This is a genomic window from Roseobacter fucihabitans (assembly GCF_014337925.2).
GTDB lineage: Bacteria > Pseudomonadota > Alphaproteobacteria > Rhodobacterales > Rhodobacteraceae > Roseobacter > Roseobacter fucihabitans.
The window spans coordinates 3,266,618-3,290,853 of record NZ_CP143423.1; the positions used below are offsets into that span (position 1 = coordinate 3,266,618).

Consider the following 24,236-nt stretch of genomic DNA (forward strand, 5'->3'; position numbering starts at 1 on the left):
AGCACGACATGCGTCTGAGTTTCATTCCAGATCATCGGCATTGCGTACCGGCGCAGCAACGGTCGCGCCATCGCGCGCATCAGGAGCCAAAGTTGCCTCGCCCAGGCTGTTCTGATCGCTGAACCAACCTTGCTCGGCGCTCTGTTTGATCAGATAATTTTCAATCGATTGCGCCGCATTACGCGACAGGTTGCGCAGTTGCGTTTCCTTGGTCTGCGTCCAGCCGGATCCAATGATGCTATCACCATCCAGGGTTTCCAGAACCGTTAATTGCTCGGGTTCTGCATTCATCTTTTTACCCAGCGCATCATCCCAGACGGTGACCCGAATAATCATGGCTGATTTCGGGGCCAACACGACGGGCACACCGGGTTTTGCCAGAATGTACCCCTCGACGCTGACGCCAAAATGGTAGGTCCTTGATCCCTTATACCGCTCAAACCGTTCCGCGATGGCAAGTGTCAGAGCGTCGGTTAATTCTTCCTTGGACACTTCACGGCTGACCGTCGCCGTCGTGGCGACTTTTGGTGCAACCACGATGTTATGGCCCAGACTGAAATCTCCCAGCGGTACGGGAGGTTCATTCAGATCGCTTGCCCCTGAACACGCCACAAGTCCGATGAAACCTGTAAGAACCAAGAATAGCCTGATCATAACGCACCTGTTTATTTTTGTTGCTCCTGCCTAGCCCAAGCGTAAGCAGCGCGCAATCGACACCTCTGAGAGCCGCTGGAAAAGGGACTTTCTTGCATTCGCCCCCCCTCCCGCCTCCAATCACAAAGGATCGGGTCAAGCTCTCCAGACATTTCGATCCCAGTGGCCTTAGTTCACCCGTCAAGATATTTGCAATCGTTGTGCTCTCTAATTGACACTCTGACCAATTCATGGGTTTCTCTATGAACTTGTTTCAAGGGCAAAAAGTTCAAATGACCCAATCAAACCAACGGCTTCTTGATATTTTGAGCTTTTGGCACAAGGTCGAGTTTTTCATCCCTTTCGACCTCGATAATCGTGCACGCGAGCAGACAAACCAGAAAAAACTCTGGCGAGCTTATGGTCAAACGTCAGAATTGAAATGTGATGACGTGGTCTTGTCGCGGTTGCGTTCCGGTCTCTCAACTCATTTAGGCAGCCTTTCGTTCGAAGGCCAAGGGGCTTTTGCCACCTAATGACGAGTGCCGCCGTCGTGGATTGTAGAACCCATTGATATACTGGAAAATCGCCCCTTCGGCTTTACGCCTGGTTTCCCAGCGGTTGCGCCAAATCAGCTCTGCCTTGAGTGATTTGAAGAACGTTTCAACCATGGAATTGTCGTAGCAGTTTCCCTTACCGCTCATCGAAACTTGGAAGCCGTGTTTAGACAGCCGTTTCTGATAGTCGCCTGAACAATATTGCGACCCGCGATCCGTATGATGCATGCAGCCCTTCGGCGGTTGCCGCAGTGCCACAGCCATATCCAATGCTCGGATCGCCAGATCCCGCTTCATACGATTGCTAACCGCCCAACCGATGACACGACGGGAATACAAATCAAGGATCACTGCCAGATACAACCAGCCCTCACTGGTCCAGATGTAGGAAATGTCATCGGCCCACTTTTGGTTTGGACCATCTGCAAAGAAGTCCTGGCCCAGCAAGTTAGGGGCGATGTTAAACGCATGATTGCTGTCGGTCGTAACCTTGTATTTCTGGGTCCTGATGATTTTGATGCTATTCTCCCGCATTAAGCGGCCCACGCGCCGGTGCCCAACTTGCAGACCCAGTTCTTGCAGTTCTTCGGTCATGCGAGGCCCGCCATAGCTTTGCAGGCTTAAGCGGTGCTGTTCGCGGATATGCGCCAGGATCACCATATCGTCGCGCTGTCGCTGGCTCATCGGGCGGCTTCGCCACGCGCGAAATCCTCGCGACGTAACCTGCATGACGCGGCAAAGAAATTCGACAGGCCATTCTTCTTTCCAGGCGTCGATAAAGGCGAACCTCACCGACTTTGGCCTGCAAAGAAGATTGCCGCTTTTTTTAACACTTCCCTCTCCTCGCGAAGCAACCGAACTTCCTTGCGAAGGCGTTCGTTCTCTTTCTCGACATCCTCGTGAGGACCCGACATCAGGTTGTCATGCTGATGCTTTTGAACCCACTTGTTCAACGTCGAAAGCCCAACTCCTAAATCCGCTGCCGCTTGCGGTCGTGTCAGCCCACTGGTCGTTGCGATGCGTACTGCATCAAGACGAAACTCGTCTGTGTATCTCGGTGCCATTCTCTATCTCCTTCATAGCAAACATTGCTCGAAAGAGACCGGAACTAAAACGTGGCAAGACCAAAGCCGCCTACGCATATGTTGAGGCGCGCATTTGGCCACATGGTGCAACTTGCCCCAAGTGCGCAGAGCGTGAGCGTGTGAGCAAGATGGGCGGCAAGTCCACCCGCGTTGGTGCCTACAAATGTTACAAGTGCCGCAAGCCATTCACTGTGAAGGTCGGCACCATCTTCGAGGCCAGCAACGTTTCAATGTGTCTGTGGATGCAAGCCATTTACCTGATGTGCGCCAGCAAAAAAGGCATTAGCAGCGATCAATTGCACCGCACCCTTGGCGTAACACTCAAAACCGCATGGTTTATGTCTCACCGCATCCGTGAAGCAATGCGCTCCGATGGTGGCCCGATGTTCGGCTCTGGCGGTGGTGTGGTAGTAGTTGACGAAACTTTCATCGGTCAAAAGCACAAAAAGAAAGAGCGTACACGCGGTTACGCTCATAAGAATGCCATGCTGTCTCTGGTAGACCGCACCACAGGCCAGTCTAAGCCTTTCGTGGTCAAGGATGTGACTAAGGCAACGCTGATCCCGATCCTGCAAACCAATATTGCTAAAGAAGCCAAGGTCTACACTGATGAGGCCAAGAAATACTGAACCGGCCCTTGTTTGCCGGAGGCTCCAACTCGTGAGTAGGATGGAGCATCATGAACAAGACAACAAACAAGTATACGCCAGAAGTCCGTGAACGTGCGGTACGGATGGTTTTAAATGGCGAAGGACAGCATGAGAGCCGTTGGGCTGCGATTGTGTCAATTTCTTCGAAGATCGGCTGTGCGCCGCAAACACTGAACGAATGGGTCAAGAAGGTTGAGATTGATACTGGCCAGCGTGGCGGCATCACAACCGAGATGGCCGGGAAGATGAAGGCCCTTGAACGCGAGAACCGCGAGCTGAAACAAGCCAGTGAGATCCTTCGCAAGGCCTCCGCGTATTTTGCCCCCCGCTCTCATCGCCGCAAGCGGCGACTGCCGCGCAGTGGGACGGAGCTCGACCGCCCGTTCAAGAAATGATCCGCTTCATAGAAGATCACCGCGATGATCATGGGGTCGAGCCGATTTGCAGGGTTCTGCCGATTGCCCCAGCGACGTTTTATGACAACCTCGCCAAGCAGGTTGATGCTTCGCGGCTTTCGGATCGTGCCAAGCGTGATGAGCAACTCAAGCCCGAGATCGAACGGGTCTCTGAGCAAAATCTCAAAGTCTACGGCGTGCGGAAGATCTGGCATCAGATGCGCAGAGAAGGCTTTGAGATTGCACGTTGCACAGTCGCCCGCCTGATGAAGGACATCGGTATCGAAGGCGTCGTTCGTGGCAAGAAGCCCAAAACGACTTTGCAGGATAAGGCGTTACCTTGTCCGTTGGACCGGGTGAACCGCCAATTCCACGCACCTGCACCCAACGTACTGTGGGTCAGCGACTTTACGTATGTCGCGACATGGCAAGGGTTCGTCTATGTGGCATTCGTCATTGATGTTTTTCCGCGGCGCATCGTTGGCTGGCGCGCAAGCCGCACAGCCAATGCAGGCTTCGTTCTCCCCTCTCGGGATATTGCTGCGCAATACCCTGCCGGGCAATGGATTCTTTGGAACAGGCCATTCATCAACGCAGGCCAGCGCAGGATCAAGTGGTGCATCACTCGGACCGTGGGTCGCATACCCATCAATCAAGTACACCGAACGACTGGCAAAGGCGAAGGTCGCCCCGTCTGTCGGCAGTGTTGGGGATTCCTATGATAATGCTTTGGCCGAAACGATCAACGGTTTGTTCAAAACTGAAGTCATCCACAGGCGTGGCCCATGGCGCAGCTCTGAGGCCGTTGAGTACGCCACCCTGGAATGGGTCGATTGGTTCAACAATCGCCGCCTGCTGGAGCCTATCGGGAATATCCCACCAGCTGAAGCAGAGGCAAACTTCTATGCCGCTATGGAAAGATCAGACATGGCAGCGTAACTAAGATAAATCAGCCTCCGGTAAACAGGGGGCGGTTCACAATTACTGGCATCGCAAAGCACGACTTCACCGCCCACAGCAAGGGCGAGTATGGCCGTGGCGTCGTCCATACCAACACGATTGAGGGTTATTTCAGTATCTTCAAGCGCGGTATGAAGGGCGTCTATCAGCACTGCGATAAGAAACATCTGCACCGCTATGCGGCAGAGTTTGAGTTCCGTTACAATATCTTAAAAGTCCTGCGCCGCAACTGCCGGTGCATTCCACCCCAATGCGCTGCAGGTTCCCGAATGACCGCATCCACGCCAGCATCAACTTGTAACCCTGCCGCGTCGTCGCAAAGTTCTGCGTGCCCAGCACTTGATCATTATCATCGACAACTGCCGCAACATGAAGATCTTTATGCGTATCAACCCCGCCAACGACTGGGATGGTTTGCTTAGTTTTGCCCATGGGATCATCCTTTGCGGCGGCTTTCGACATACTTCACCAGAAAGAATGCACGGACAGGACAGTCATGAGACCAAGTGGTCAGGCCCTTCTTTGGTCACGCGATATCTTCGAGACGAAGCCTCACCGCAAAGCGTTCCCGGATGATCGACAGGTCCAGGGAAAGACACAAGTCAGGTCGATCGGAGTGAGGGTCAGATCACACCAAGAGGCCAAGCGGTACCAACCCAACGAATGGTCGATCGGTGTTAGAGTCAAACCACCCGAGAACTGGTGTCCATTCTATGACTGTCGGAATGGATCATGACCTTTTGCTTTGGCTTGCGTCGCCAAACCGCGGCCAAGAGCGCTTGTAGGGCGAGATCGGTTGTCATACGCGATTGCATCCATTGCCCGGCAGGCGATTGCAAAGCAATCTGCCGAGAGGGGACCATCCGACTACACGTCGTGAGAACAAGTCAATGACAACGCACAGGTACGACCAACCCTCATGTGTTCTGATATCGGTGATATCGGTGACCCAAACTCGGTTGGGTGCATCGACTTCAAATTGCCGATCCAACGTGTTGTCAGCAACGACCGCAGGTTTGCCGCCATAACGACCAGGTCACCGTTTGTAGCCGATTTGCGCCGTGATGCCCGCGAGACTGGCCAACCGCGCAACATGGTTCTCAGAACAGATCTCACCTTGATCAAGTAGATCATCCTGCAGCTTGCGGTATCCATATACTTTGCCGCTATCCGTCCATGCTTGTTGGATCAGATCGGTTTGCCGTGCATCTTCAAGCGCACGTTGGCTTAACGGTTCCTTAAGCCATGCATAGAACCCACTGAAATGCACAGCCAGCACGCGACACATCGACCGTACAGAAAACTCTGCACGATGGGCCTCCCCTCTCGGGATATTGCTGCACAATACCCTGCCGGGCAGTGAATAAACGCGTATTTCACTGAGACTCGCGCGCGAAGTACGCGGTCGCCTTTTTTAAGATTGTCCGCTCCTCGGTCACCCGGGCCAGCTCGCGCTTTAGACCCTCTCGCGACATTGCCGCGCAACCTCCGATCTGACACGTGGCCACTTCGCAAACTGCGCCTTCCAGGTTTAGCAGGACCAGCTTGCCTTCCCGCGCCATGCGACGCCATTCGGATACATGATTGGGCCCCCCTATCTACGCGCAACCCCGTTCATAGTCGTACCATCAACCAATGTCTCAGCCATTATCCGCACCCTCACCTCATCCGGCCAATGTCTCTGGCCCTCAGGTCTGCGCCGCGCCTCAACGAGAAATTCCTTCATAGCCTCCATGGACAACGGACTCGCAGAATAAACGCCGCATCGGAAGATGGAGTCTAAACAGCGGTTACCACCCTACGCGCATCTCGACGGACCTGTGGCATGCCGTAAGGTGGGCTTTAGGCCACCTTTGCACCGCTTGCATCTTCAGAGGATTTTGCCGGGGTTCATGATGTTTTTCGGGTCAAGCGCGGATTTAATCGCCGACATCACACCAGTCGCGCCACCCAACTCTTCTTGCAAGTACTTGCGCTTGCCCTGACCGATGCCATGTTCGCCCGTGCAGGTGCCATCCATGGCAATGGCAACGCTGTTCAGCCAGCTCACGAAACCAGATGCCTTGTCCAGCTCGTCACCATCTTCCATATCAACCAGCAGTGAGACATGGAAATTGCCGTCTCCTGCGTGCCCAACGATAGGCGCGACCAAGCCCAAGGCATGCGCCTTTTCCTGAGAGGCCACCACACATTCCGCCAGCCGCGAAATTGGCACACACACATCCGTGGCAATTGCCTTCGCACCCGGGCGATAGTGCAGCATCGCCCAATAGGCGTCATGGCGCGCCTGCCAGAGCCTGTTACGTTCTTCGGTCGTTGTCGTGACGACGTAGCCTTGTCCGCCGTGATCTTCGGCCAATGCACCAAAAATCTCTGCCTGCTCCACAACCCCTGCTTCTGTCCCGTGAAATTCCAATAACAACAGCGGCGTTTCGGGTAAATCCAGCTTGGAATAGGCATTGACCGCCGAAACCGTCGTGGCGTCCAGCAACTCGATCCGCGCGACCGGCAGCCCGTATTGGATCACTGCCATCACCGTCTGGCAGGCCGCGTCTACCGTGGGAAAGGAACAGCTTGCCGAACTGATCGCCTCTGGAATGCCTTGCAGCTTCAGCGTGATCTCGGTGATGATCCCGAGTGTCCCCTCCGAGCCCACAAGCAACCGCGTCAAATCATACCCCGCCGAAGACTTGCGCGCGCGCGTTCCGGTGCGGATGATGCGACCGTCCGCCATGACCACCTCAACCGCCAGCACGTTGTCTTTCATCGTGCCATAACGCACCGCATTGGTCCCGGAAGCCCGCGTCGCCGCCATCCCGCCCAATGATGCATCCGCCCCCGGATCAATCGGGAAAAACAGCCCCTGATCGCGCAGATGCGTATTCAGCGCCTTGCGCGTGACACCCGGCTGCACCCGGCAATCCAGATCGCCCGCATTGACCTCGACGACCCTATCCATCTGGCTGAGGTCAACGCAAATCCCACCCGCAGGCGCGTTGACATGGCCCTCCAGCGAGGTTCCCGTGCCATAGGCAATCACCGGCACCTCATGTGCAGCGCAGACCTGAACCACATCGGAAACCTCCTGCGCGCTGGCCACAAAAACCACGCCGTCAGGGGGTTGGTTTTCGATCCAGGTGGTGGTGTGGCCGTGCTGCTCGCGGATCGATTGACCAGTCTGGAACCGTTCCCCGAACTGCTGTTTCAGCACCCCAAGCGCGGTCTCAATACCCGTTTCGTTACGCGGCAAACTCGCGTGTTGCACCATCTGCTCTCTCCCCTGACGCGGTCCCGGCCTATTGGCCAAGCGCGATGCCTTCGCGGCGCGGATCAGCCCCGCCCTTGAGCGTTTCGCCGATGGATATCGCATGCAATCCGGAGGTCAAGGCGCGGCTTTCCACCTCAAAACCCAGACCCGTCAAAGCCTCGGTAAGGCCTTCGGAGGAGGTCCCTTCTTCCACGTCATATTTGCCAAATCGGTTGACCGCATGCGGCACAGCAACGGCCTGCTGCACGTCCATGCCCCAATCCAGATGCGCGATAATGCCTTGGGCGACATAGCCAATGATGCGGCTGCCACCCGGGCTGCCGATAGCCAAAACGGGGGCACCGTCCTTCATCACGATCGTGGGTGCCATAGAGGAACGTGGACGCTTGCCCGGTTCCACCCGATTGGCGATGGGGACCCCGTCCACATGGCTGCGGAAGGAGAAATCGGTAAGCTCATTGTTGAGCAAAAAGCCCCGCACCATCAGGCGACTGCCGAAGCCATTTTCGATGGTTGTGGTCATGGAGGCCACGTTGCCCTGCTCGTCCACGATCACGAAATGCGAGGTGGAGGGCAGTTCAATGGATTGATCATCCGCCCAGTTCAGCGCATGATCGAAAGCCGGTGTGCCAGGGGCCACCTCTGGCAATGCGCCCTCCCCGGCCAAAAGGGCCGCACGCTCGGCCAGATAGGCGGGGTCCAGCAAGCCTTGGGTTGGGACCGGCACGAAATCGCTGTCCGCCATGTAGCGTCCGCGATCCGCGAAGGCCAAACGTGAGGCATCCCCGATCAACCGGCGCACCTCGACATCCATCGGACCCGCGCTGAGGTCATACCCCTCCAGCATGCCGAGGATTTGCCCCACCGTCAGCGCGCCCGAAGAGGGCGGCCCCATCCCGCAGACATCATGCGCGCGGTAACTCACACAGACCGGCGCGCGTTCCTTCACCGCATAAATGCTCAGATCGAGCGGAGACAGCACACCGGGATTGCCCTCCACACCCTGCACGGTTGTCACAATATCAGCGGCAATCTCTCCGGTGTAAAAGGCCCGCGATCCGCCCTCTGCCATGGCGCGCAGCGTCTCACCATAAGCGGTGTTGACCAGCAAATCCCCAGCGACCAGAGGTGTACCGCCAGGAATGAAGTAATCCGCTGTGCTGGCAAAGCGCCCCAGCCGTTCTGCGTCCCCTTCGATCAGGCCCGCAAGGCGCGGGGACACCTCAAAACCTGCCTCGGCAAGCTCGATTGCGGGGGCCAGCAGTTCCCACCACTCCAATTTACCCCACCGCTCATGCGCATCCTCCATCAACGCAGGCGTGCCGGGTGTGCCAACGGATAGCCCACCAACAACGGCATCAAAAAACCCCAAGGGTTCACCGTCTGCGTCCTGAAACAGGCGCGGTGTTGCGGCCAATGGCGCGGTTTCGCGCCCATCCAGCGTGGTCAACGCACCGCTTGCCGCATCATAATAGACCAGAAACGCACCCCCCCCGAGCCCGGAGGATTGCGGCTCCACCAGCCCCAGCATGGCCTGCACCGCCACCAGCGCATCCGCGGCCGATCCGCCTTTGGCCAATACATCCGCTCCGGCCTTCACCGCCCAGGGATTAGCCGCTGCCACCATCCAGTTTCGCGCCTCAACCGGGGTGCCTGCGAATTTCGCCTCCAGTGCTGTGGCCACCTGAGGCGAGATCGCCTGAAACGCGCCCTGCGTGGCCGCTTCGGGCTGCACCGCATCTGCGGCCTGTTGGGCGGTGGCCGTCGTTGCCGCCAAAAGGGCCAGTCCTGTCAAGAAAAGTCGCATGATCTCTCCAATCTGAAAGGGGGGGGGGTTAAAGCATGGATGGGACAACCTGATCGGGCGGGCGATGCCCGTCATCGAAGGTTTTGATATTAATGATGACTTTCTCGCCCATCTCGATCCGACCTTCGCGCGTGGCCGAACCCATATGCGGCAGCAGCACAACGTTTTCCAACTCGCGCAGGCGCGGGTTCACGCGGGTGCCACGCTCATAGACGTCCAGACCCGCACCGGCGATTTCGCCAGAGCGCAACATCCGCGTGAGCGCGTTTTCGTCGATCACCTCACCGCGCGACGTGTTCACGACCACCGCCTCGGGCTTCATCAGTTTCAGACGGCGCGCGTTCATCAGATGGAAGGTCGAGGGCGTTGCCGGGCAATTGATCGATACCACATCCATCCGTGCCACCATCTGGTCCAGGCTCTCCCAATAGGTCGCTTCAAGCTGTTCTTCGACTTCCGGGCGCAACCGGCGCCGATTGTGATAATGCACCTGCATGCCAAAGGCCGACGCGCGACGTGCCACCGCCTGGCCGATGCGCCCCATGCCGAGAATCCCGAGCCGCCGCCCGCCGATGCGCCCGCCCAGAAATGCCGTGGGTGCCCAACCTTCCCATGCACCCGACTGCATCGCGCTCAAACCCTCCGGAATGCGCCGCAGCACCGCCAGCAAAAGCGCCAGCGTCATATCGGCGGTATCATCGGTCAGAACACCGGGCGTGTTGGAGACCAGAATACCGCGCTGGCGGGCGGTGGCGATATCGATGTGATCCACACCCGCGCCGTAATTTGCGATCAGTTTCAAACGATCCCCCGCCTGAGCGATCAGGGTGGAATCAATTTCATCCGTCACCGTGGGCACCAGAACATCCGCCGATTTCATCGCAGTGACCAGATGCGCCCGGCTCATCGGCGTGTCATCATCGCGCAGTTTTACATCGAACAGTTCAGACAGCCGTGTCTCGACGGCTTCGGGTAACCGTCGCGTTACGACAACACTGAGCTTTGGCTTTGGCATTTTCCGTCTCCCCGGACTTGGCGCGCGTATTGGTTTCATGACATGGTGACCCACAAGGCGACGCGGCACAAGAACCTCGCGCCCTCAATTGAGCAAAACACGCATAGCAGGCAGTGACATGATCAGAAGATTCCTTGCGGCGCTGACCGTGGCCCTCGTGATCACCGGGGTCGCCTCCACGGCTGTTGCGCGCGATAACGGGCCTGTCACGAACCTGCCGCTGCCGCGCTATGTCTCGATGAAGGCCTCTGAGGGCAACGTGCGGCGCGGTCCTTCGCTGACGCATCGCATCGATTGGGTGTTCAAACACCGCGACATGCCGTTGCAGATCACCGCCGAACACGGTCACTGGCGGCGTGTTGAGGACCGCGAGGGCCAAGGGGGCTGGATCCATTACTCCCTGCTTTCGGGCGTGCGCACGGTCATTGTGGAACAGGATATGTTGCAGATCCGCACCCGTCCCGAGCCAGAGGCCCCGGTCGCCGCCGCCCTTGAACAGGGCGTGATTGCCCGTCTTGGCACCTGCGGCCCGGAATGGTGCCAGCTCAGATCCGGTGGCTATCGCGGCTGGGCTCCGAAGTCGCGCCTGTGGGGCGTGGCACCGGATGAAATCCGCGACTAGGACGGGTGTCTGTGCAGCCCGTCATCGCGCGGTATCGCGCATAAAAGCATTGATCCGAAGGGCCAAATCCAGCCCGACATCTTCTTGCAGAAAATGCCCCGCCTCTGGCAGTATCTGGTGGGATTGGCCCATGGCACCGGGCATTTGGGACTGAAAGACCTGGTCGATGCCTGCCATGATCTTATCCTCAGCCCCAAAGAGGGTCAGCACCGGTACCTCAAGCCCACGCAAAACCTCCCACGCCTCGGCGTTGGCTTGCGTCTCCACGTCCTCAGCGGTGCACGGCACCAACATCGGAAATTGGCGCGCCCCGGCCTTATAGCTCTCATCCGGAAAGGGTGCGTCATAGGCCTGCATTTCCGGCACGCTCAATTCCCTCACGCTACCGCCCTGCACGATCCGCCCGGCCCGAAATTCCGCGACGCCCTGAGAGTAGGCACGCCAGCTTTCGAATGCCGCCCCCAGCGGCTGATCGCCCGTTGGTAGCGCCGTATTCGCAACCACCACCCGGATAAATCGCTGCGGCATACGCGCCAGCAGCCGCAATCCAATGAGCCCGCCCCAGTCCTGGCAGACCAGCGTGATACTATGCAAATCCAGCTGATCAAGCACATCAGACATCCAATCCACGTGACGCTGATAGGTATAATCCTGCCGCTCAGCAGGTTTATCGGATCGACCGAAACCAACCAGATCCGGCGCGACGACACGGTGTCCGGCTTGCGTCAGGATCGGGATCATATGACGATAAAGATACGACCATGTGGGCTCTCCGTGCATCAAGAGAACCGGCGCAACCGCAGCCGGACCCTCATCCAGGTAATGCACCCGAAGTGCGCCACCTTCCGTATCGTCAATACTCAGATAATGCGGTTCAAAGGGGAAATCGATCAAGCCATCGAAACGCGCATCCGGGGTTCGCAGTACTTTCATAAGTCCTCGCACCCGATCCTCAAATACCTTGTGGTATTCAAATGGAATACCCCTAGGCTAGACATGATCGGAACAAAACACAAAGAGAGATCAAAAATGCGCGCAATAAGTTATACCCGCTTTGGCAAAGCGCGTGATGTTTTGGCGATGACCCAATGCGCATCACCTGATCCCGGCGCGGGGGAGGTTTGTGTCGCACTCGCCTTCTCCGGTGTGAACCCCTCAGATGTAAAGGCGCGCGCGGGCGCACGTCCGGGCGTCACCAAGCCCCCTTTCGAGCAGATCATACCACATAGCGACGGGTCTGGCACGATCCTATCCGTGGGTGCCGGCGTTGATCCCGCCCGTATCGGCCAGCGTGTATGGATCTGGAACGGTCAATGGCAACGCGCGTTTGGGACGGCGGCGACGCATATCACCCTGCCCTCGGCCCAGGCCGTGGAGTTGCCGGATCACGTCAGTTTTGAAACCGGCGCGGTATTAGGGATACCCGGCCTGACCGCCGCGCATACTGTTTTTGGCAACGGCAATGTGACGGGGCAAACCGTTCTGATCCAGGGCGGCGCGGGCACGGTTGGATTTCTTGCCGTGCAGCTGGCCAAATGGGGGGGTGCGCGGGTGATCGCGACCGCGCGCGGTGCCGGTATACAAAGATGCAAGGACGCTGGGGCGGACGTGGTGCTCGATTACACCGCGCCCGATCTGGCGGAGCAGATTCTGGCGGCCAATGCCGGTCAGCCGCTCCAACGCATCGTTGAGGTGGAATTCGGGCGCAACATTGACACCGATACGGCCATTATCGCGCCAAATGGCGTTATTGCAGCCTATGGATCAGCGGCTGAAATGACTCCACGCCTCGCCTTTGGTCCGCTGCTTTTCAAAGCGGTCACGATCGACATCGTCTTGATTTACCTTTTGGCTGATACGGCGCGCGCAGCTGCAATCGCGCGTTTGCATGGCGCTCTGCGCGATGGTGCATTGGAATGCCCTGTTCAATCGATTCACGCCTTGTCGCAAACGGCACAGGCACATGAGAGCGTTGAAAATGGCGGACGCGACGGGGCCGTTCTAATCGATGTGACAAAATGATTGGTAACACTGCGGATATTGGGTGGGACACTTGCAAGGTGATCAAATCGAGCGCTCAGCCATGATTGTTTTGACGTGGACAAGGCCAGGCTGCAGGGGGCAATGGACGTACTGTGCGAAATACATCTGACGATGTTAACGGAAAATGCACATTTTTTATCAAAAACGGGTCTTGCACGTCAGCGCAGAGCCGCTTAATTACCAGTGCAGTGTTGGGATGTGGCCTAGCGGTAGGGCAACTGTTTTTGGTACAGTAGATCGTAGGTTCGAATCCTACCATCCCAGCCAAACACTCCATGGAATGCAGACGATACGACTGTCGCTCGAGGTAGTGGCGTCATTTGCGTGGGTTACGGGTATGCCCACTCAACGCAGACCGTACATACCCGTCAAACAAGCCCCAATATGCCTCAAAGTCTGGGGGCGGGCTTTGTGCGATACGAGTGTCCGGTGGGAGACGATCAGAGAGTCGCGATTAACGCGCGCTGATCCTGCCAGTTGGTTGGCAATTTATGACGCACGCACCAGTCGGACGTCAGGCCCAGGGCCTGTTTGCCATCAAGGACATCGCGGATGATGTCCGGGGCGAGGAACGCCAGATCGATCAGCTGGTAAATCCTGCCGTTTGTCGTGCCTTCGGCTTTCGCAATCTCAGACAGCGTTCTGCCTGCTTTGATCTGTTCGAACCAGAGATGCGCTTTAGCGATGTTCTGAATCAGGGTTTCATCGGCGCCGGCGGAAGCATCACAAAGGACCAGCTTTGTCTCAACGCCGCGCTTCCTCAGCAGGAATGGCGTCGTGATGATCTGTAGCTCCTCGTTGATCTCATCAACACCCGCTTTGATCATTGCAGCAAGCTGAACGGCATCAATCGCGACGGTCAGCTCACCCGGGCTCAGATCGATCCGTGCGATGAGATTGAGCAGGTCCGCGATGTCGTTGTCGGCACACAGCTTTTGCAGGATGCTATGATGAGTCTTTATGTCTTCTGCGGAGCGGTTCGGAACCAGCCTGCCAATGAAGGTCATATCGCTCAGCCGTTGGCGTATCAGATCGGTAACTTTGATCTCCAGTTCCCCGGCGGGCAGTCGCCATCCATCACCTCCAGTCTCACCACTGTTCTTAATCAGGCGGTGGGAGACATAGTACCGAAGCCGAACCCCTGCCCTGGTCCTGCTGTGGGATGGGGTCAGCCGATCACCCGTCTCATCAAAGAGCTTGCCGCAAAGCAGGGATTGCTGCTTCGCCGTCCTGCGCGCCCTGCCTTTTGCCGCACCGCCTTGCAGAAGCTGCTGGATCCGATCCCAACGGTCCGGTTCAATGATCGCATCATGCTGCCCGTCAAAGACCTTTTCCTTGTGACGGATGCGACCCGCGTATACCGGGTTGGTCAGGATATGGTAAATGTGGCCGCGATCAAACGCCCCGCCGCCTTTTTGTGCTCCATCAGCTGTCGATCTAACTCTGCTGCGTAAGCCCCGCTGATCTGCAGCGGCCTTTACTTCCCGGACGGTGCCATGCTGTTCGTAGAGATCGTAGAGCGCCTTGACTGTCTTCGCTTCACTGTCATTGATCTTCAGCGTCCTGCCATCCGCATCGTATCCCAGCGGCACCTGCCCACCCATCCAGAGCCCTCTGCGTTTGGAGGCTGCGATCTTGTCGCGGATCCGCTCCGCCGTCACTTCCCTCTCAAACTGCGCAAACGACAGCAGCATGTTCAGTGTCAGTCGCCCCATGCTGGTCGCTGTGTTGAACGACTGCGTGACCGAGACGAACGACGCCTCTGCTGCATCCAGCGTATCGACGATCTTCGAGAAGTCAGCGAGCGAGCGTGTCAGGCGGTCGATCTTGTAGACGATGATCTGGTCCACCAACCCGTCAGCGATATCCTGCAGCAGCCTTTGCAGCGCAGGCCGGTCCAGCGAGCCTCCCGACAGGCCACCGTCATCATAGTGCTCGGGCAGCAGCACCCAGCCTTCGTGCTTCTGGCTGGTGATGTAGGCAGCACAGGCTTCGCGCTGCGCGTCGAGCGAGTTGAACTCCTGCTCTAGGCCGTCTTCCGACGACTTCCGCGTGTAGATAGCGCAGCGCAGTTTTTTCATGGCCGCGCTGCCCGACTGTTGAGCCCAAAAAAGCGCGGGCCTGACCATGTGGCCCCCGTGATGTGTTTGGCGATTGCGGACAATGATTTCCACGATTTGCCATCTAATTCAAAGCCACCTTCCACGACCTGAACCTGATAGGTTCTGCCATTCCATTCCCGAACAAGCTGCGCGCCAGGCCGAAGGCTGCTGCTGTTCGACGCGGCAACCGGTTCCCCTGTTGCAATGCGTTTCAGCGCGCGTTTGGTTCCCGCAGGCACGCCGCCCGACGCTTTACACTGTGCTTCATAGCGCAAGGCTTTCTGCATGAACGGCACAGACAGATACGGCGGCGGAGACGATCCGAAGACCGCCTCCCATTGCACGAGTGTCGCCGGACGCTCAGGGTCGGGTTTACGCCCCACGAGCCGATACCGTGGCTGTTTTGCCCTGCTGCGATGCTGGCGCGGACAGGATACGATACTTTGCAAGCCCGCCCGTCGCTGGCTTCTCGCAGGCAACCTCATACCCCGCTTTCCGCAGATCGCTCAGCGCCGCCCGGGTCGTATGCGGCTGCCAGCCGAGCTTTATGCTCATCGACTTGATATCGCTTCCCAACTTCGTGCCGAGCAGCCTGATCAGCTGGTCTTTCTTGGTGACGCGTTTCTTAGGTGAATGAGTCATGGCTGTCTCCTCAGATGATCAGCGGAAACATCCCGCTGCTACTGAATAGAGCCCGGTGGTTCCGGGCGAGCCATGCGAATACTTATCGCGCGCACTGACACTACCGCTCTGCCCGCCGCTGAAGTCCAGTCGGTTTATAAGAAAATCCTGCACGAGGGGCGAATTCTGTTGAAAAACTCTTCCTTGATCGAGGCCCCATTCGCTGATTCAATTGCTATATTGATTGGAGGGTTTGGCGATGATGGGACCAAGGCAGGAGGCACAGGCAGCGCTGTTTTACGAGTTCTCGCTTGATGATCATGTCCCACAAGATCACCTGTTGCGGTCGATTGATCGGTTCGTCGACCTTGATGGCATCCGCCAGTATCTGTCCGAGTTTTATAGCCACACAGGCCGCCCAGCGATTGATCCCGAACTGCTGATCCGCATGCTGCTTGTGGGCTATTGTTCTGGCATCCGCTCGGAGCGCCGTCTTTGTGAAGAGGTGCATTTGAATCTGGCGTATCGTTGGTTTTGCCGCCTCGATCTATCTGATCCAGTACCGAACCACTCGACGTTCTCCAAGAACCGGCATGGGCGTTTCCGGGAGAGTGCATTGTTGCGACACCTGTTTGAGAAGACCGTTGCACGGTGCATCGCGGATGGTTTGGTGAGCGGGCTGGTCTTGTCGCGGTTGCGTTCCGGTCTCTCAACTCATTTAGGCAGCCTTTCGTTCGAAGGCCAAGGGGCTTTTGCCACCTAATGACGAGTGCCGCCGTCGTGGATTGTAGAACCCATTGATATACTGGAAAATCGCCCCTTCGGCTTTACGCCTGGTTTCCCAGCGGTTGCGCCAAATCAGCTCTGCCTTGAGTGATTTGAAGAACGTTTCAACCATGGAATTGTCGTAGCAGTTTCCCTTACCGCTCATCGAAACTTGGAAGCCGTGTTTAGACAGCCGTTTCTGATAGTCGCCTGAACAATATTGCGACCCGCGATCCGTATGATGCATGCAGCCCTTCGGCGGTTGCCGCAGTGCCACAGCCATATCCAATGCTCGGATCGCCAGATCCCGCTTCATACGATTGCTAACCGCCCAACCGATGACACGACGGGAATACAAATCAAGGATCACTGCCAGATACAACCAGCCCTCACTGGTCCAGATGTAGGAAATGTCATCGGCCCACTTTTGGTTTGGACCATCTGCAAAGAAGTCCTGGCCCAGCAAGTTAGGGGCGATGTTAAACGCATGATTGCTGTCGGTCGTAACCTTGTATTTCTGGGTCCTGATGATTTTGATGCTATTCTCCCGCATTAAGCGGCCCACGCGCCGGTGCCCAACTTGCAGACCCAGTTCTTGCAGTTCTTCGGTCATGCGAGGCCCGCCATAGCTTTGCAGGCTTAAGCGGTGCTGTTCGCGGATATGCGCCAGGATCACCATATCGTCGCGCTGTCGCTGGCTCATCGGGCGGCTTCGCCACGCGCGAAATCCTCGCGACGTAACCTGCATGACGCGGCAAAGAAATTCGACAGGCCATTCTTCTTTCCAGGCGTCGATAAAGGCGAACCTCACCGACTTTGGCCTGCAAAAAAGATTGCCGCTTTTTTTAACACTTCCCTCTCCTCGCGAAGCAACCGAACTTCCTTGCGAAGGCGTTCGTTCTCTTTCTCGACATCCTCGTGAGGACCCGACATCAGGTTGTCATGCTGATGCTTTTGAACCCACTTGTTCAACGTCGAAAGCCCAACTCCTAAATCCGCTGCCGCTTGCGGTCGTGTCAGCCCACTGGTCGTTGCGATGCGTACTGCATCAAGACGAAACTCGTCTGTGTATCTCGGTGCCATTCTCTATCTCCTTCATAGCAAACATTGCTCGAAAGAGACCGGAACTAAAACGTGGCAAGACCAAAAGGCGTCAGGTAGCTGGATTGATCCGCTTCGTGATCTCCGACAGGCGCGACCACCCTTGTAGGGAGACCGGAAGTGCTATCGCAGAGTCAACGAACTCCCATGAGTAAGTGACGACGGAAAAAATCGCGCCAATCGTGATGTGCAGTGTTGTAGTCGCATACCAAAGATTGAAAACCACAACGCCCAAAAGAACTATGAAGATTGCCCCGTAAAGGCCAGATTCAGTATCGGAAAGGCGGACTTCGATCCTACGCAGATGTGACAGGTGCGATAGCAAGCGACGCGGTTTGCGGGCTTCAAGAATGCTGATTTGGCGTTCGTTCTGTTGGTTCAGATGCCCGTTCAGCCTGTAGAACCGGCGATGAAACAGGGCATAAATCAATAACATTGCCACTACAGCTACCGCTCCGGCGAACGCCAGCATCGTATCGAATGCGAGCAACACGATAATCGAGACAACAAGCTGGACCAGTGCTGCCATCACCATCGGCAGATCGTTTTCGAGAAAGTCGACCAGCTCGCGCCCCATGCCAAGGCGCGCGTTCAGCATCGAGATTGGTTGTTCTCGCCCGCGTGCCGCCTGCGCCTTTCCCACCTCCACCCGCACAGTGCCGAACACGCGGGTGTCATAGGCGCGGCGCGCGACGCTGACTACAATCAAAGCCGCCATAACGATGACCAGTTGAAACAACGCGTGCGTATCTTGCGCCAGCAACCCGTCAATTGCGAACCCGATGAAAAGGGGGATCAAAGCGGTAAGGGCAGTCTCGAACAGCGTTAGCAACCACGTTAGCCCGATACGACGCCAGAACCGTCGCAGCAGGGCCGGAATTGTGATCGGACCATCCTTCAGCATCGGTCAGACCTGGCCGCCGCTCTGAGTATCACGAAGACGACAAAGGAGACAGGCAGGACGCGCAGCATCAGGATGCGCCCTTGGAGACATTGGCGATCCAGTCTGTGAGGGTTTCGAGAACGTCACCCTCAAAGGCATTGCGGCCTGACAGAACAAACCTTGCCTGCGTAGCTAAGGGCCATTGATCGGGAAGTTGGTAGTTGTAGCGATTTGCCGACAGCAACGCATGTGTGGCGACGGGAACGATGTGAAACTGACTAAGCGGATGCACCCCGTCCAGCAGCGACCTGTAAACGGAAACCGTTTCCTGCGGGTCTGTGTTCAAGTCTTCGGCTCCCGACAAAACCAGCACCGGCAGGGTCAGTCCAGCAATGTTGCGGCGGGCATCTTCACGAAAGTTCAGTCGGGCAAAGTGAAACCTGTCTTCGGATAGGATCCGATCCTCGGACTGACCAATGGCGCGTTCCGCCCCAATGTATTCCTCGTACGTTGTATCGCCCCCGAACCAGACACGGTGCGCCGCCGCTTGCCGCGTCAGCTCCACCACAATTTCAGTAGGTGTCTTACCTTCCTGCTCCAACCGGATGGCCGCGTAGTAGCGACCTTGGGCCTGCCAGTTGATCGCACCGCCCATGATCACCAGAAATGAGACATCATCTGTTTGTGCAGACGCACGCGGCAAAACCCAGCCCGCTTGTGAAAATCCAACCAAGCCAATGCGCCTTTGTTCGAACCCCGACACTTGCCGAAGAGCCGCAACAGCGGCGAGTGTTTCATCCGCGCGATCCTGCATGGATTGGTGCAGCCAGTTTCCAGTGGACGCGCCCACACCCGGCTTGTCCCAGCTGAACACCGAGATCCCTGCGTCGAGCAGTGTGTTGACGAGCGGCAGATAGCCACTATCGGACCAACGGTCTTGGGCCCCGTCGCCATGGACAAGAAGCACGACAGGACCATCGGTGGACGCCATGATCAACGTTCCTTCCAGCTCGTTGCCGCCTTGGGAAAATGACACGGTCTTCTGATCGTTCTGCGGAAGTTCAAAGTCCGTGATGTTTGAAAACTTGAGGATAAGCCCGACAATCAGCACGAGCTGGACGACAAGACCCGTGACAGTGAGAAACGTGCGACGCATATCAGTCTCCTTGGGGTGTCAAAGCAGAGCGCACAAATGAAATCAGAGCCTCAGTTTCGCGCTTTTTCGGCTTTTTCCCCGTTAGCCCGACACGCAGTGCAAAGCCTTCGATGGTATCGAGAACTAGACCGGCACTTTCGTTTGCTTGGGTTTTTTCCTGTCCACAATCCGCAATTGCCTTCGCCAATGTGTCCACCAGCATTGCCCGATTACCGCTGAACAGGCCTTCGATCGCGGGGTTGCGCAGGGCTTCCGACGTGATCTCGACCGTCAGGACCGCCGATACGGGGTCAGCGCAGTAGGCAAAGTAACTTTTGACGAAGACATCGACCGCTTGTCGCGCATCGCTACAAGTCGCAACCTGCGCCACAACCTCGGCAAGCCCCGCCGTTTCAATTTGCGCGATCTCCGCGATTAAGTCGTCTCGTCCGGGAAAGTGGTTGTAAAGGTTTCCAACACTTACCCCGGCCTGCGATGCGATGTCGCGCATTCCCGTCCGGGCAATGCCTTGTTCGACGAAACAGGTGATTGCCGTCTCGACCAAAAGCGTGCGGCGGGCGCGTGTCGTCTCTTCACGATTGGTCCGTTCCGGTTTGGTATTTTCCATGTTGACCCTTTTTGTGTGTCTGCGCAGTATTATTCAGTGAACAATCGTTCATCGAATCAATAGCAGAGAGATACGGAGATGAAAATGCAGAATCACTGGTATTCTGACCTTTTGTGCGTTTCGCGTTCAGGTCAGGGGCTTCGTCATGACAGTTGAAACGCTCACTGACCTCTTTGAGACATCATTTCTACTGATCATCGTGGGTACGATCTTCCTGATCAATCTTGCCCTGACCACCGGCGAAGTGATCCTTGATCTTGCCACAGAAAAAGAACGTCGCTGGAAGGACAGCGCCTCGAACTGTGTAATCTTCATTGTTGGTCAGGTCTTGGACGGTACGATCTTTGCCTCCATCGGCTTTATTGGCCTGCTACCGTTCTACTGGCTTGTGCCATGGGAAATTCCGATGCTGTGGTGGACCTGGATACTGGCGTTTTTAGCAGCTGACTTTACCTATTATTGGCTGCACCGGATCGAGCACGAACGCCGCATCCTGTGGGCCAGCCACTCTGTCCATCACTCGTCAGAGGATTATAACCTGACGGTCGGCTTCCGACTGAGCTGGGTCGAAGGCCTGTTTGAGTGGATATTTCTGATTCCGATGATTTTGCTGGGCTTCAACCCGTTTCAAGCGATCATCTGCCTCGTTTTCGTGGCCCAGTATCAACACTGGATTCATACTGAGCGGGTCCGCAAACTGGGTTGGCTCGACGAAGTGTTCAACACACCGTCCGTCCACCGTGTTCACCATGGATCAAACCACAAATACCTAGATAAGAATTTTGGCGGCGTTCTGATCATTTGGGACAAGCTATTTGGCACGTTCCAACGCGAAGACGGTGCGGTCACCTACGGCCTGACTGAAAACATCGAAACCAACAATCCGGTTACTATCAATTTCATCGAATACCGCAATATCCTGCGCGACATGCGCAGATGCCAGACGTGGCGTGACAAGCTATGGATCTGCTTCGGGCGGCTGTCATGGCGTCCAGAGTACTTTAGGTCTGACAAAGGTTGACGGCTGGGCTTTCCTTTGAACCTTTTAAACTCATTTGTGGAACGCCAAGTTGAAAGCAGTCATCGGCGTAGACGCTGCGAACTGGTACTTCTCTAATCGAGCGTTTGGGTCAAGTTTAAATCATCGTGTTATTTCCTCGGTTACGGGGATTGTTGTCACTCATCCGGGTCACGCTTCTCTTCGCAGTCATTATTGGTCCGGTTCGGTTGGACCGCTGCATGCATGTGTCGGATCGGTTATGGAGCACCCAGCTTAGTCTCGCGCTTCAAGTGGCGCAGCACCATTTTTCGGCGTCTTCCACAGACCTCGTCCGGTAGAGGGACGATCCCATCATTAATCGTTAGAGATTTTTGTCAGTTCATGTGGCGACCTCCAATGGTTTTTGATGGAATTCTGTATTGTCCGCCCACATACGATGCATGACGACGGCAAGTTTTCTAGCAACGGCGACAACAGCCCTGCGACGGCCTTTTCGCTTCATCAATCGCAGGCCCCAACTTTTGATCTCTGATCCGGCAATCGATCGCATCATCATGGCGTTGGCGGCGCTGTAGAGGGCAGATCGTACATCCGGATCACCGGCCTTTGAGATGCGCCCGGGATTGTCTTTCTCACCTGACTGATATCGTCGTGGTGTGAGACCAAAATGGGCGGCCACTGTTCTTGAGTTGGTGAAGCGGCTGGGATCGTCTACGGCAGCTTTGAATGTCAACGCTGCAATCGGTCCCACTCCAGGTATCGCCATAAACCGCATGCAGATCTCATCATTGCTGGCGATCCGCTTCACCCTGCGATCCAACTCACGATAAGCTTGGTAGAGCTGCACACGCGCATCCAATAATGGAAGCAATGCATAAGATAAGCCCTGATCAGCCTCTATAATCGGGCGCACGCGTTCATCAAATGAGCTCTGTTCTACGCGAGATGGCAGCCGAAGGCCGAAGATGCGGAACAAACCGCGTATCTCGTTAGCCAAGTCGATGCACTTTCTCTGAACAGCTTTGCGGCTACTCAAGAGTGCCCGAACCGCGTGCGCCTCGCGGCTTTTGATATGAACAGAATTGTACCATCCAGATCGTAATACCTGAGCAATCCCACGAGCGTCTGATTTGTCAGTTTTATTGCGCATTGCAGACAAGGCCGCATTGACTTGGCGCGCCTCCATGCAGACAACATCAAATCCCTCTGCCTGCAATCCAAAGAACAAGAATTGGCTCATCGCACCGGCTTCAAATCCAAGGCGTAATTTGGCAGTCTGGAAAGCCAGCAAGCAATCGGCGATATCCTCAATCTCACAAGGAACGGATCGTTCAAGAATTGCCTTACCATCGCTATCCACAACGCAAACGGCGACTGAACGCAGCGAAACATCTAATCCAACATAGTAATCCATCTCGTTCTCCTTAAATTGCAGAAATACACTGCAACTATATCAAGAACCTGACCCATCAGCTTGGTCAGCCCGATTACTCATGCTTTGTCCGCGTCTCGCTTGTTCATGCGCGATGCAGCGAATGTAGGCTCCTCCTTACACCGGCCACTCGTGACGAACGCGGCGAAAGCTTCAAAAGAGCCCAGAGTCACCGATGCTGTGCAAGGCGCAAATGACCGCTTAGCATCATGGCGGTGTCGAATAGAACGCTCCGAGTGTTGTCAAAATATTGGTTCTAAAGGTACTGCTCCGACAACCTTTCCAACACTTGCCAAAGAGCCTTTGACTTGACCTTGTCGCGGGCAACATCATCAGGCCGCAAATTGACTTTTCCAAATATGTTATGCAGATAATCCCCTCTTGCGATATCTTGTGTCGCAGCAATCAAGGCAGTTTGGGCACCTTGCTGTTCAGATATAAATAGCCGCCTCTTCAGGGTGCCAACAAATCCAGATTTAGCCCCCGCAAACCCACTGGCGACGACGCCGGGGTGAACCGTGAAAGCGTTCAATTGCGGAAAACGGTCATTGATTTCCCGCATTTGCCATATGTTTCCTAGTTTGCTTCGCGCGTATGCTTGTGGCCCCATCTTAAATTGAAAATCGGGGGTGCTATCGTTGGCTATTGCGTAGATGTCGCCCGTTGTCATGATCACTTTTGCCTGAGGAACCAGCTGATCTCTTTTGATTAGGGTCTGATAGACAACGTGGTGCCCCAAGACATTGACAGAAAAGGTTTTCTCGACACCCATGCTGTTTTCAGAGTAACTGTTGGCCATAATACCTGCGTTACAAATCAAGATGTCGAACATCGCATCACGGACGGTGTCCAATGCGGCAACGATGGACGCGGGTTCCGACAGATCCCCGATAAGAGCATGCGCATCCAGACCCTTCGAGGTGCCTTTGGAAACACCGCGTGACAGTGTTGTGACGCGTGCGCCTCTCGCTATCAAGCCACGGGAAATGAACTCACCTACACCAGATTGTCCTCCAGTCACCAAGACAGATTTGCCTTTCAGATCTGGTGCCGATGGGCAGTCGAGGGTCTGGCTGCGTCGCTGCCACATCGAAGCCATTACTCTCAAAACGCGACTTTTGGGCGGACGAATGTTTGGAAGTTCAGAGTGCACTTATCATCTCCTTGGGTTTAAAGGGTGTACACTCAACTGAACGAAATAGTTCACTTTGAGATTCCACGTCCATAGCATCTTCGAAACCCAAAGCACGCAGTTAGCGCAGCGCCGATGCGAACACTTTGGAAAAGCGGAGGTTTCTGCGAGCGCGGCGAAAGGTGGCTCCGTCCGCACACTGACGTTTCAGCCCAAAAATGCTGCACAATGCACGAATGGTCGCTTCGACGGGCCGCACCGCAGCATGTTGACTGGGTGGCCAAGGTCCGGAATGGGCCGTGAGCTTTTGAAGATTGCATTGAATGCTGGCCTCAGCCACCTTTTAAAACATGTGTCGAAGCAAGCGCGTTCTTCGAGCGATGACACATGCGTTGTACTTAC

General features: G+C 56.0%; 18 protein-coding genes, 1 tRNA gene, 6 pseudogenes and 1 other annotated feature. Of the genes and pseudogenes, 8 read left to right on the forward strand and 17 right to left on the reverse strand.

Translation table 11 applies throughout. The annotated features are described in order from the left end of the window. Nucleotides 1-21 precede the first annotated feature (21 nt). Nucleotides 22-654: a hypothetical protein gene (locus ROLI_RS16040; protein WP_338469196.1), complete on the reverse strand. Its 633-nt coding sequence runs from the start codon at nucleotides 652-654 to the stop codon at nucleotides 22-24. Between the two features lie 470 nt (nucleotides 655-1,124). Further along, nucleotides 1,125-2,254 (reverse strand): IS3 family transposase gene (locus tag ROLI_RS16045; protein ID WP_338469156.1). Its coding sequence is split into 2 segments (ribosomal slippage): nucleotides 1,125-2,008 and nucleotides 2,008-2,254, totalling 1,131 coding nucleotides; the frame shifts between segments, so codons are not numbered across the junction. Between the two features lie 23 nt (nucleotides 2,255-2,277). Between ROLI_RS16045 and ROLI_RS16050 the strand changes: the two are divergent. From ROLI_RS16050 to ROLI_RS16060, 3 pseudogenes are all read left to right on the forward strand, one after another. Next, nucleotides 2,278-2,901, forward strand: a pseudogene (locus ROLI_RS16050) (IS1595 family transposase); the annotation flags it as partial. 53 nt (nucleotides 2,902-2,954) lie between these two features. Then, a pseudogene (locus tag ROLI_RS16055) lies at nucleotides 2,955-4,259 on the forward strand (IS3 family transposase). Continuing rightward, nucleotides 3,280-3,391, forward strand: a sequence feature (AL1L pseudoknot). (Overlaps the previous pseudogene by 112 nt.) Nucleotides 4,260-4,339: 80 nt before the next feature. Then, nucleotides 4,340-4,486, forward strand: a pseudogene (locus ROLI_RS16060) (transposase); the annotation flags it as partial. Nucleotides 4,487-4,544: 58 nt separating this feature from the next. Here ROLI_RS16060 and ROLI_RS16065 read toward each other — a convergent pair. The 5 genes and pseudogenes from ROLI_RS16065 to ROLI_RS16085 all read right to left on the reverse strand — a co-directional run. Next, nucleotides 4,545-4,742, reverse strand: a pseudogene (locus ROLI_RS16065) (hypothetical protein); the annotation flags it as partial. 236 nt (nucleotides 4,743-4,978) lie between these two features. Next, nucleotides 4,979-5,740: pseudogene (locus ROLI_RS16070) on the reverse strand (IS3 family transposase); the annotation flags it as partial. A 410-nt stretch (nucleotides 5,741-6,150) separates the two neighbouring features. Continuing rightward, nucleotides 6,151-7,548, reverse strand: a complete 1,398-nt coding sequence (locus ROLI_RS16075; protein ID WP_187432273.1) for an FAD-binding oxidoreductase — start codon at nucleotides 7,546-7,548, stop codon at nucleotides 6,151-6,153. 28 nt (nucleotides 7,549-7,576) lie between these two features. Further along, nucleotides 7,577-9,355 carry a gamma-glutamyltransferase gene (gene ggt / locus ROLI_RS16080; protein WP_187432274.1) on the reverse strand — a complete coding sequence of 593 codons (1,779 nt, stop codon included), beginning with the start codon at nucleotides 9,353-9,355 and terminating at the stop codon, nucleotides 7,577-7,579. Nucleotides 9,356-9,383: 28 nt separating this feature from the next. Then, entirely contained in the window at nucleotides 9,384-10,370 is a 987-nt protein-coding gene (locus ROLI_RS16085; protein WP_187432275.1) for a D-glycerate dehydrogenase, read from the reverse strand. Nucleotides 10,371-10,488: 118 nt separating this feature from the next. Between ROLI_RS16085 and ROLI_RS16090 the strand changes: the two genes are divergently transcribed. Next, nucleotides 10,489-10,992 (forward strand): SH3 domain-containing protein, encoded by a 504-nt coding sequence (locus ROLI_RS16090; RefSeq protein WP_187432276.1) that lies wholly within the window; start codon nucleotides 10,489-10,491, stop codon nucleotides 10,990-10,992. A 21-nt stretch (nucleotides 10,993-11,013) separates the two neighbouring features. On the opposite strand, the gene ROLI_RS16095 is transcribed toward ROLI_RS16090, so the two are convergent. Then, entirely contained in the window at nucleotides 11,014-11,925 is a 912-nt protein-coding gene (locus tag ROLI_RS16095; protein ID WP_187432277.1) for a haloalkane dehalogenase, read from the reverse strand. 96 nt (nucleotides 11,926-12,021) lie between these two features. Between ROLI_RS16095 and ROLI_RS16100 the strand changes: the two genes are divergently transcribed. Both ROLI_RS16100 and ROLI_RS16105 read left to right on the forward strand, forming a co-directional pair. After that, nucleotides 12,022-13,014: an NADPH:quinone reductase gene (locus ROLI_RS16100; protein WP_187432278.1), complete on the forward strand. Its 993-nt coding sequence runs from the start codon at nucleotides 12,022-12,024 to the stop codon at nucleotides 13,012-13,014. A gap of 213 nt (nucleotides 13,015-13,227) precedes the next feature. After that, nucleotides 13,228-13,302 (forward strand) — tRNA-Gln (locus ROLI_RS16105). Between the two features lie 173 nt (nucleotides 13,303-13,475). On the opposite strand, the gene ROLI_RS16110 is transcribed toward ROLI_RS16105, so the two are convergent. Genes ROLI_RS16110 through ROLI_RS16120 form a run of 3 tightly spaced genes read right to left on the reverse strand, consistent with a single transcriptional unit; the run spans nucleotide 13,476 to nucleotide 15,779 of the window. After that, nucleotides 13,476-15,116: a recombinase family protein gene (locus tag ROLI_RS16110; RefSeq protein WP_187432279.1), complete on the reverse strand. Its 1,641-nt coding sequence runs from the start codon at nucleotides 15,114-15,116 to the stop codon at nucleotides 13,476-13,478. Continuing rightward, a complete protein-coding gene (locus ROLI_RS16115) occupies nucleotides 15,113-15,622 on the reverse strand; it encodes a DUF2924 domain-containing protein (RefSeq protein WP_187432280.1) in 510 nt (169 codons plus the stop codon). Before ROLI_RS16115 ends, ROLI_RS16110 begins: the two co-directional genes overlap by 4 nt. After that, nucleotides 15,510-15,779, reverse strand: coding sequence for a DUF3489 domain-containing protein (locus ROLI_RS16120; RefSeq protein WP_187432281.1), 270 nt, complete (start codon nucleotides 15,777-15,779; stop codon nucleotides 15,510-15,512). The genes ROLI_RS16115 and ROLI_RS16120 overlap by 113 nt, the downstream gene beginning before the upstream one ends. 238 nt (nucleotides 15,780-16,017) lie before the next feature. Here ROLI_RS16120 and ROLI_RS16125 point away from each other — a divergent pair. Next, nucleotides 16,018-16,437 (forward strand): annotated as a pseudogene (locus ROLI_RS16125) (transposase); the annotation flags it as partial. 39 nt (nucleotides 16,438-16,476) lie between these two features. Here the strand turns inward: ROLI_RS16125 and ROLI_RS16130 are convergent. The 4 genes from ROLI_RS16130 to ROLI_RS16145 all read right to left on the reverse strand — a co-directional run bounded on the left by ROLI_RS16130 (nucleotide 16,477) and on the right by ROLI_RS16145 (nucleotide 20,270). Beyond that, nucleotides 16,477-17,606, reverse strand: a protein-coding gene (locus ROLI_RS16130; RefSeq protein WP_338469198.1) for an IS3 family transposase whose coding sequence is annotated in 2 segments (ribosomal slippage) — nucleotides 16,477-17,360 and nucleotides 17,360-17,606 — 1,131 coding nt in all. Because the reading frame shifts where the segments join, the coding sequence is not laid out codon by codon here. A 70-nt stretch (nucleotides 17,607-17,676) separates the two neighbouring features. Beyond that, nucleotides 17,677-18,528, reverse strand: a complete 852-nt coding sequence (locus tag ROLI_RS16135) for an ABC transporter six-transmembrane domain-containing protein (RefSeq protein WP_187430920.1) — start codon at nucleotides 18,526-18,528, stop codon at nucleotides 17,677-17,679. A 67-nt stretch (nucleotides 18,529-18,595) separates the two neighbouring features. Next, on the reverse strand, nucleotides 18,596-19,663 hold the full coding sequence (locus tag ROLI_RS16140) for a S9 family peptidase (RefSeq protein WP_187430921.1): 1,068 nt from the start codon (nucleotides 19,661-19,663) through the stop codon (nucleotides 18,596-18,598). 1 nt (nucleotide 19,664) lies between these two features. Further along, nucleotides 19,665-20,270 (reverse strand): TetR/AcrR family transcriptional regulator, encoded by a 606-nt coding sequence (locus tag ROLI_RS16145; RefSeq protein ID WP_187430922.1) that lies wholly within the window; start codon nucleotides 20,268-20,270, stop codon nucleotides 19,665-19,667. Between the two features lie 145 nt (nucleotides 20,271-20,415). Between ROLI_RS16145 and ROLI_RS16150 the strand changes: the two genes are divergently transcribed. Then, entirely contained in the window at nucleotides 20,416-21,291 is an 876-nt protein-coding gene (locus ROLI_RS16150; RefSeq protein WP_187430923.1) for a sterol desaturase family protein, read from the forward strand. 358 nt (nucleotides 21,292-21,649) lie between these two features. Here the strand turns inward: ROLI_RS16150 and ROLI_RS16155 are convergent, their stop codons facing one another. Both ROLI_RS16155 and ROLI_RS16160 read right to left on the reverse strand, forming a co-directional pair. After that, a complete protein-coding gene (locus tag ROLI_RS16155) occupies nucleotides 21,650-22,684 on the reverse strand; it encodes an IS110 family transposase (RefSeq protein WP_187430924.1) in 1,035 nt (344 codons plus the stop codon). 274 nt (nucleotides 22,685-22,958) lie between these two features. Beyond that, nucleotides 22,959-23,855: an SDR family NAD(P)-dependent oxidoreductase gene (locus ROLI_RS16160; RefSeq protein WP_187430925.1), complete on the reverse strand. Its 897-nt coding sequence runs from the start codon at nucleotides 23,853-23,855 to the stop codon at nucleotides 22,959-22,961. Between the last annotated feature and the right edge of the window lie 381 nt (nucleotides 23,856-24,236).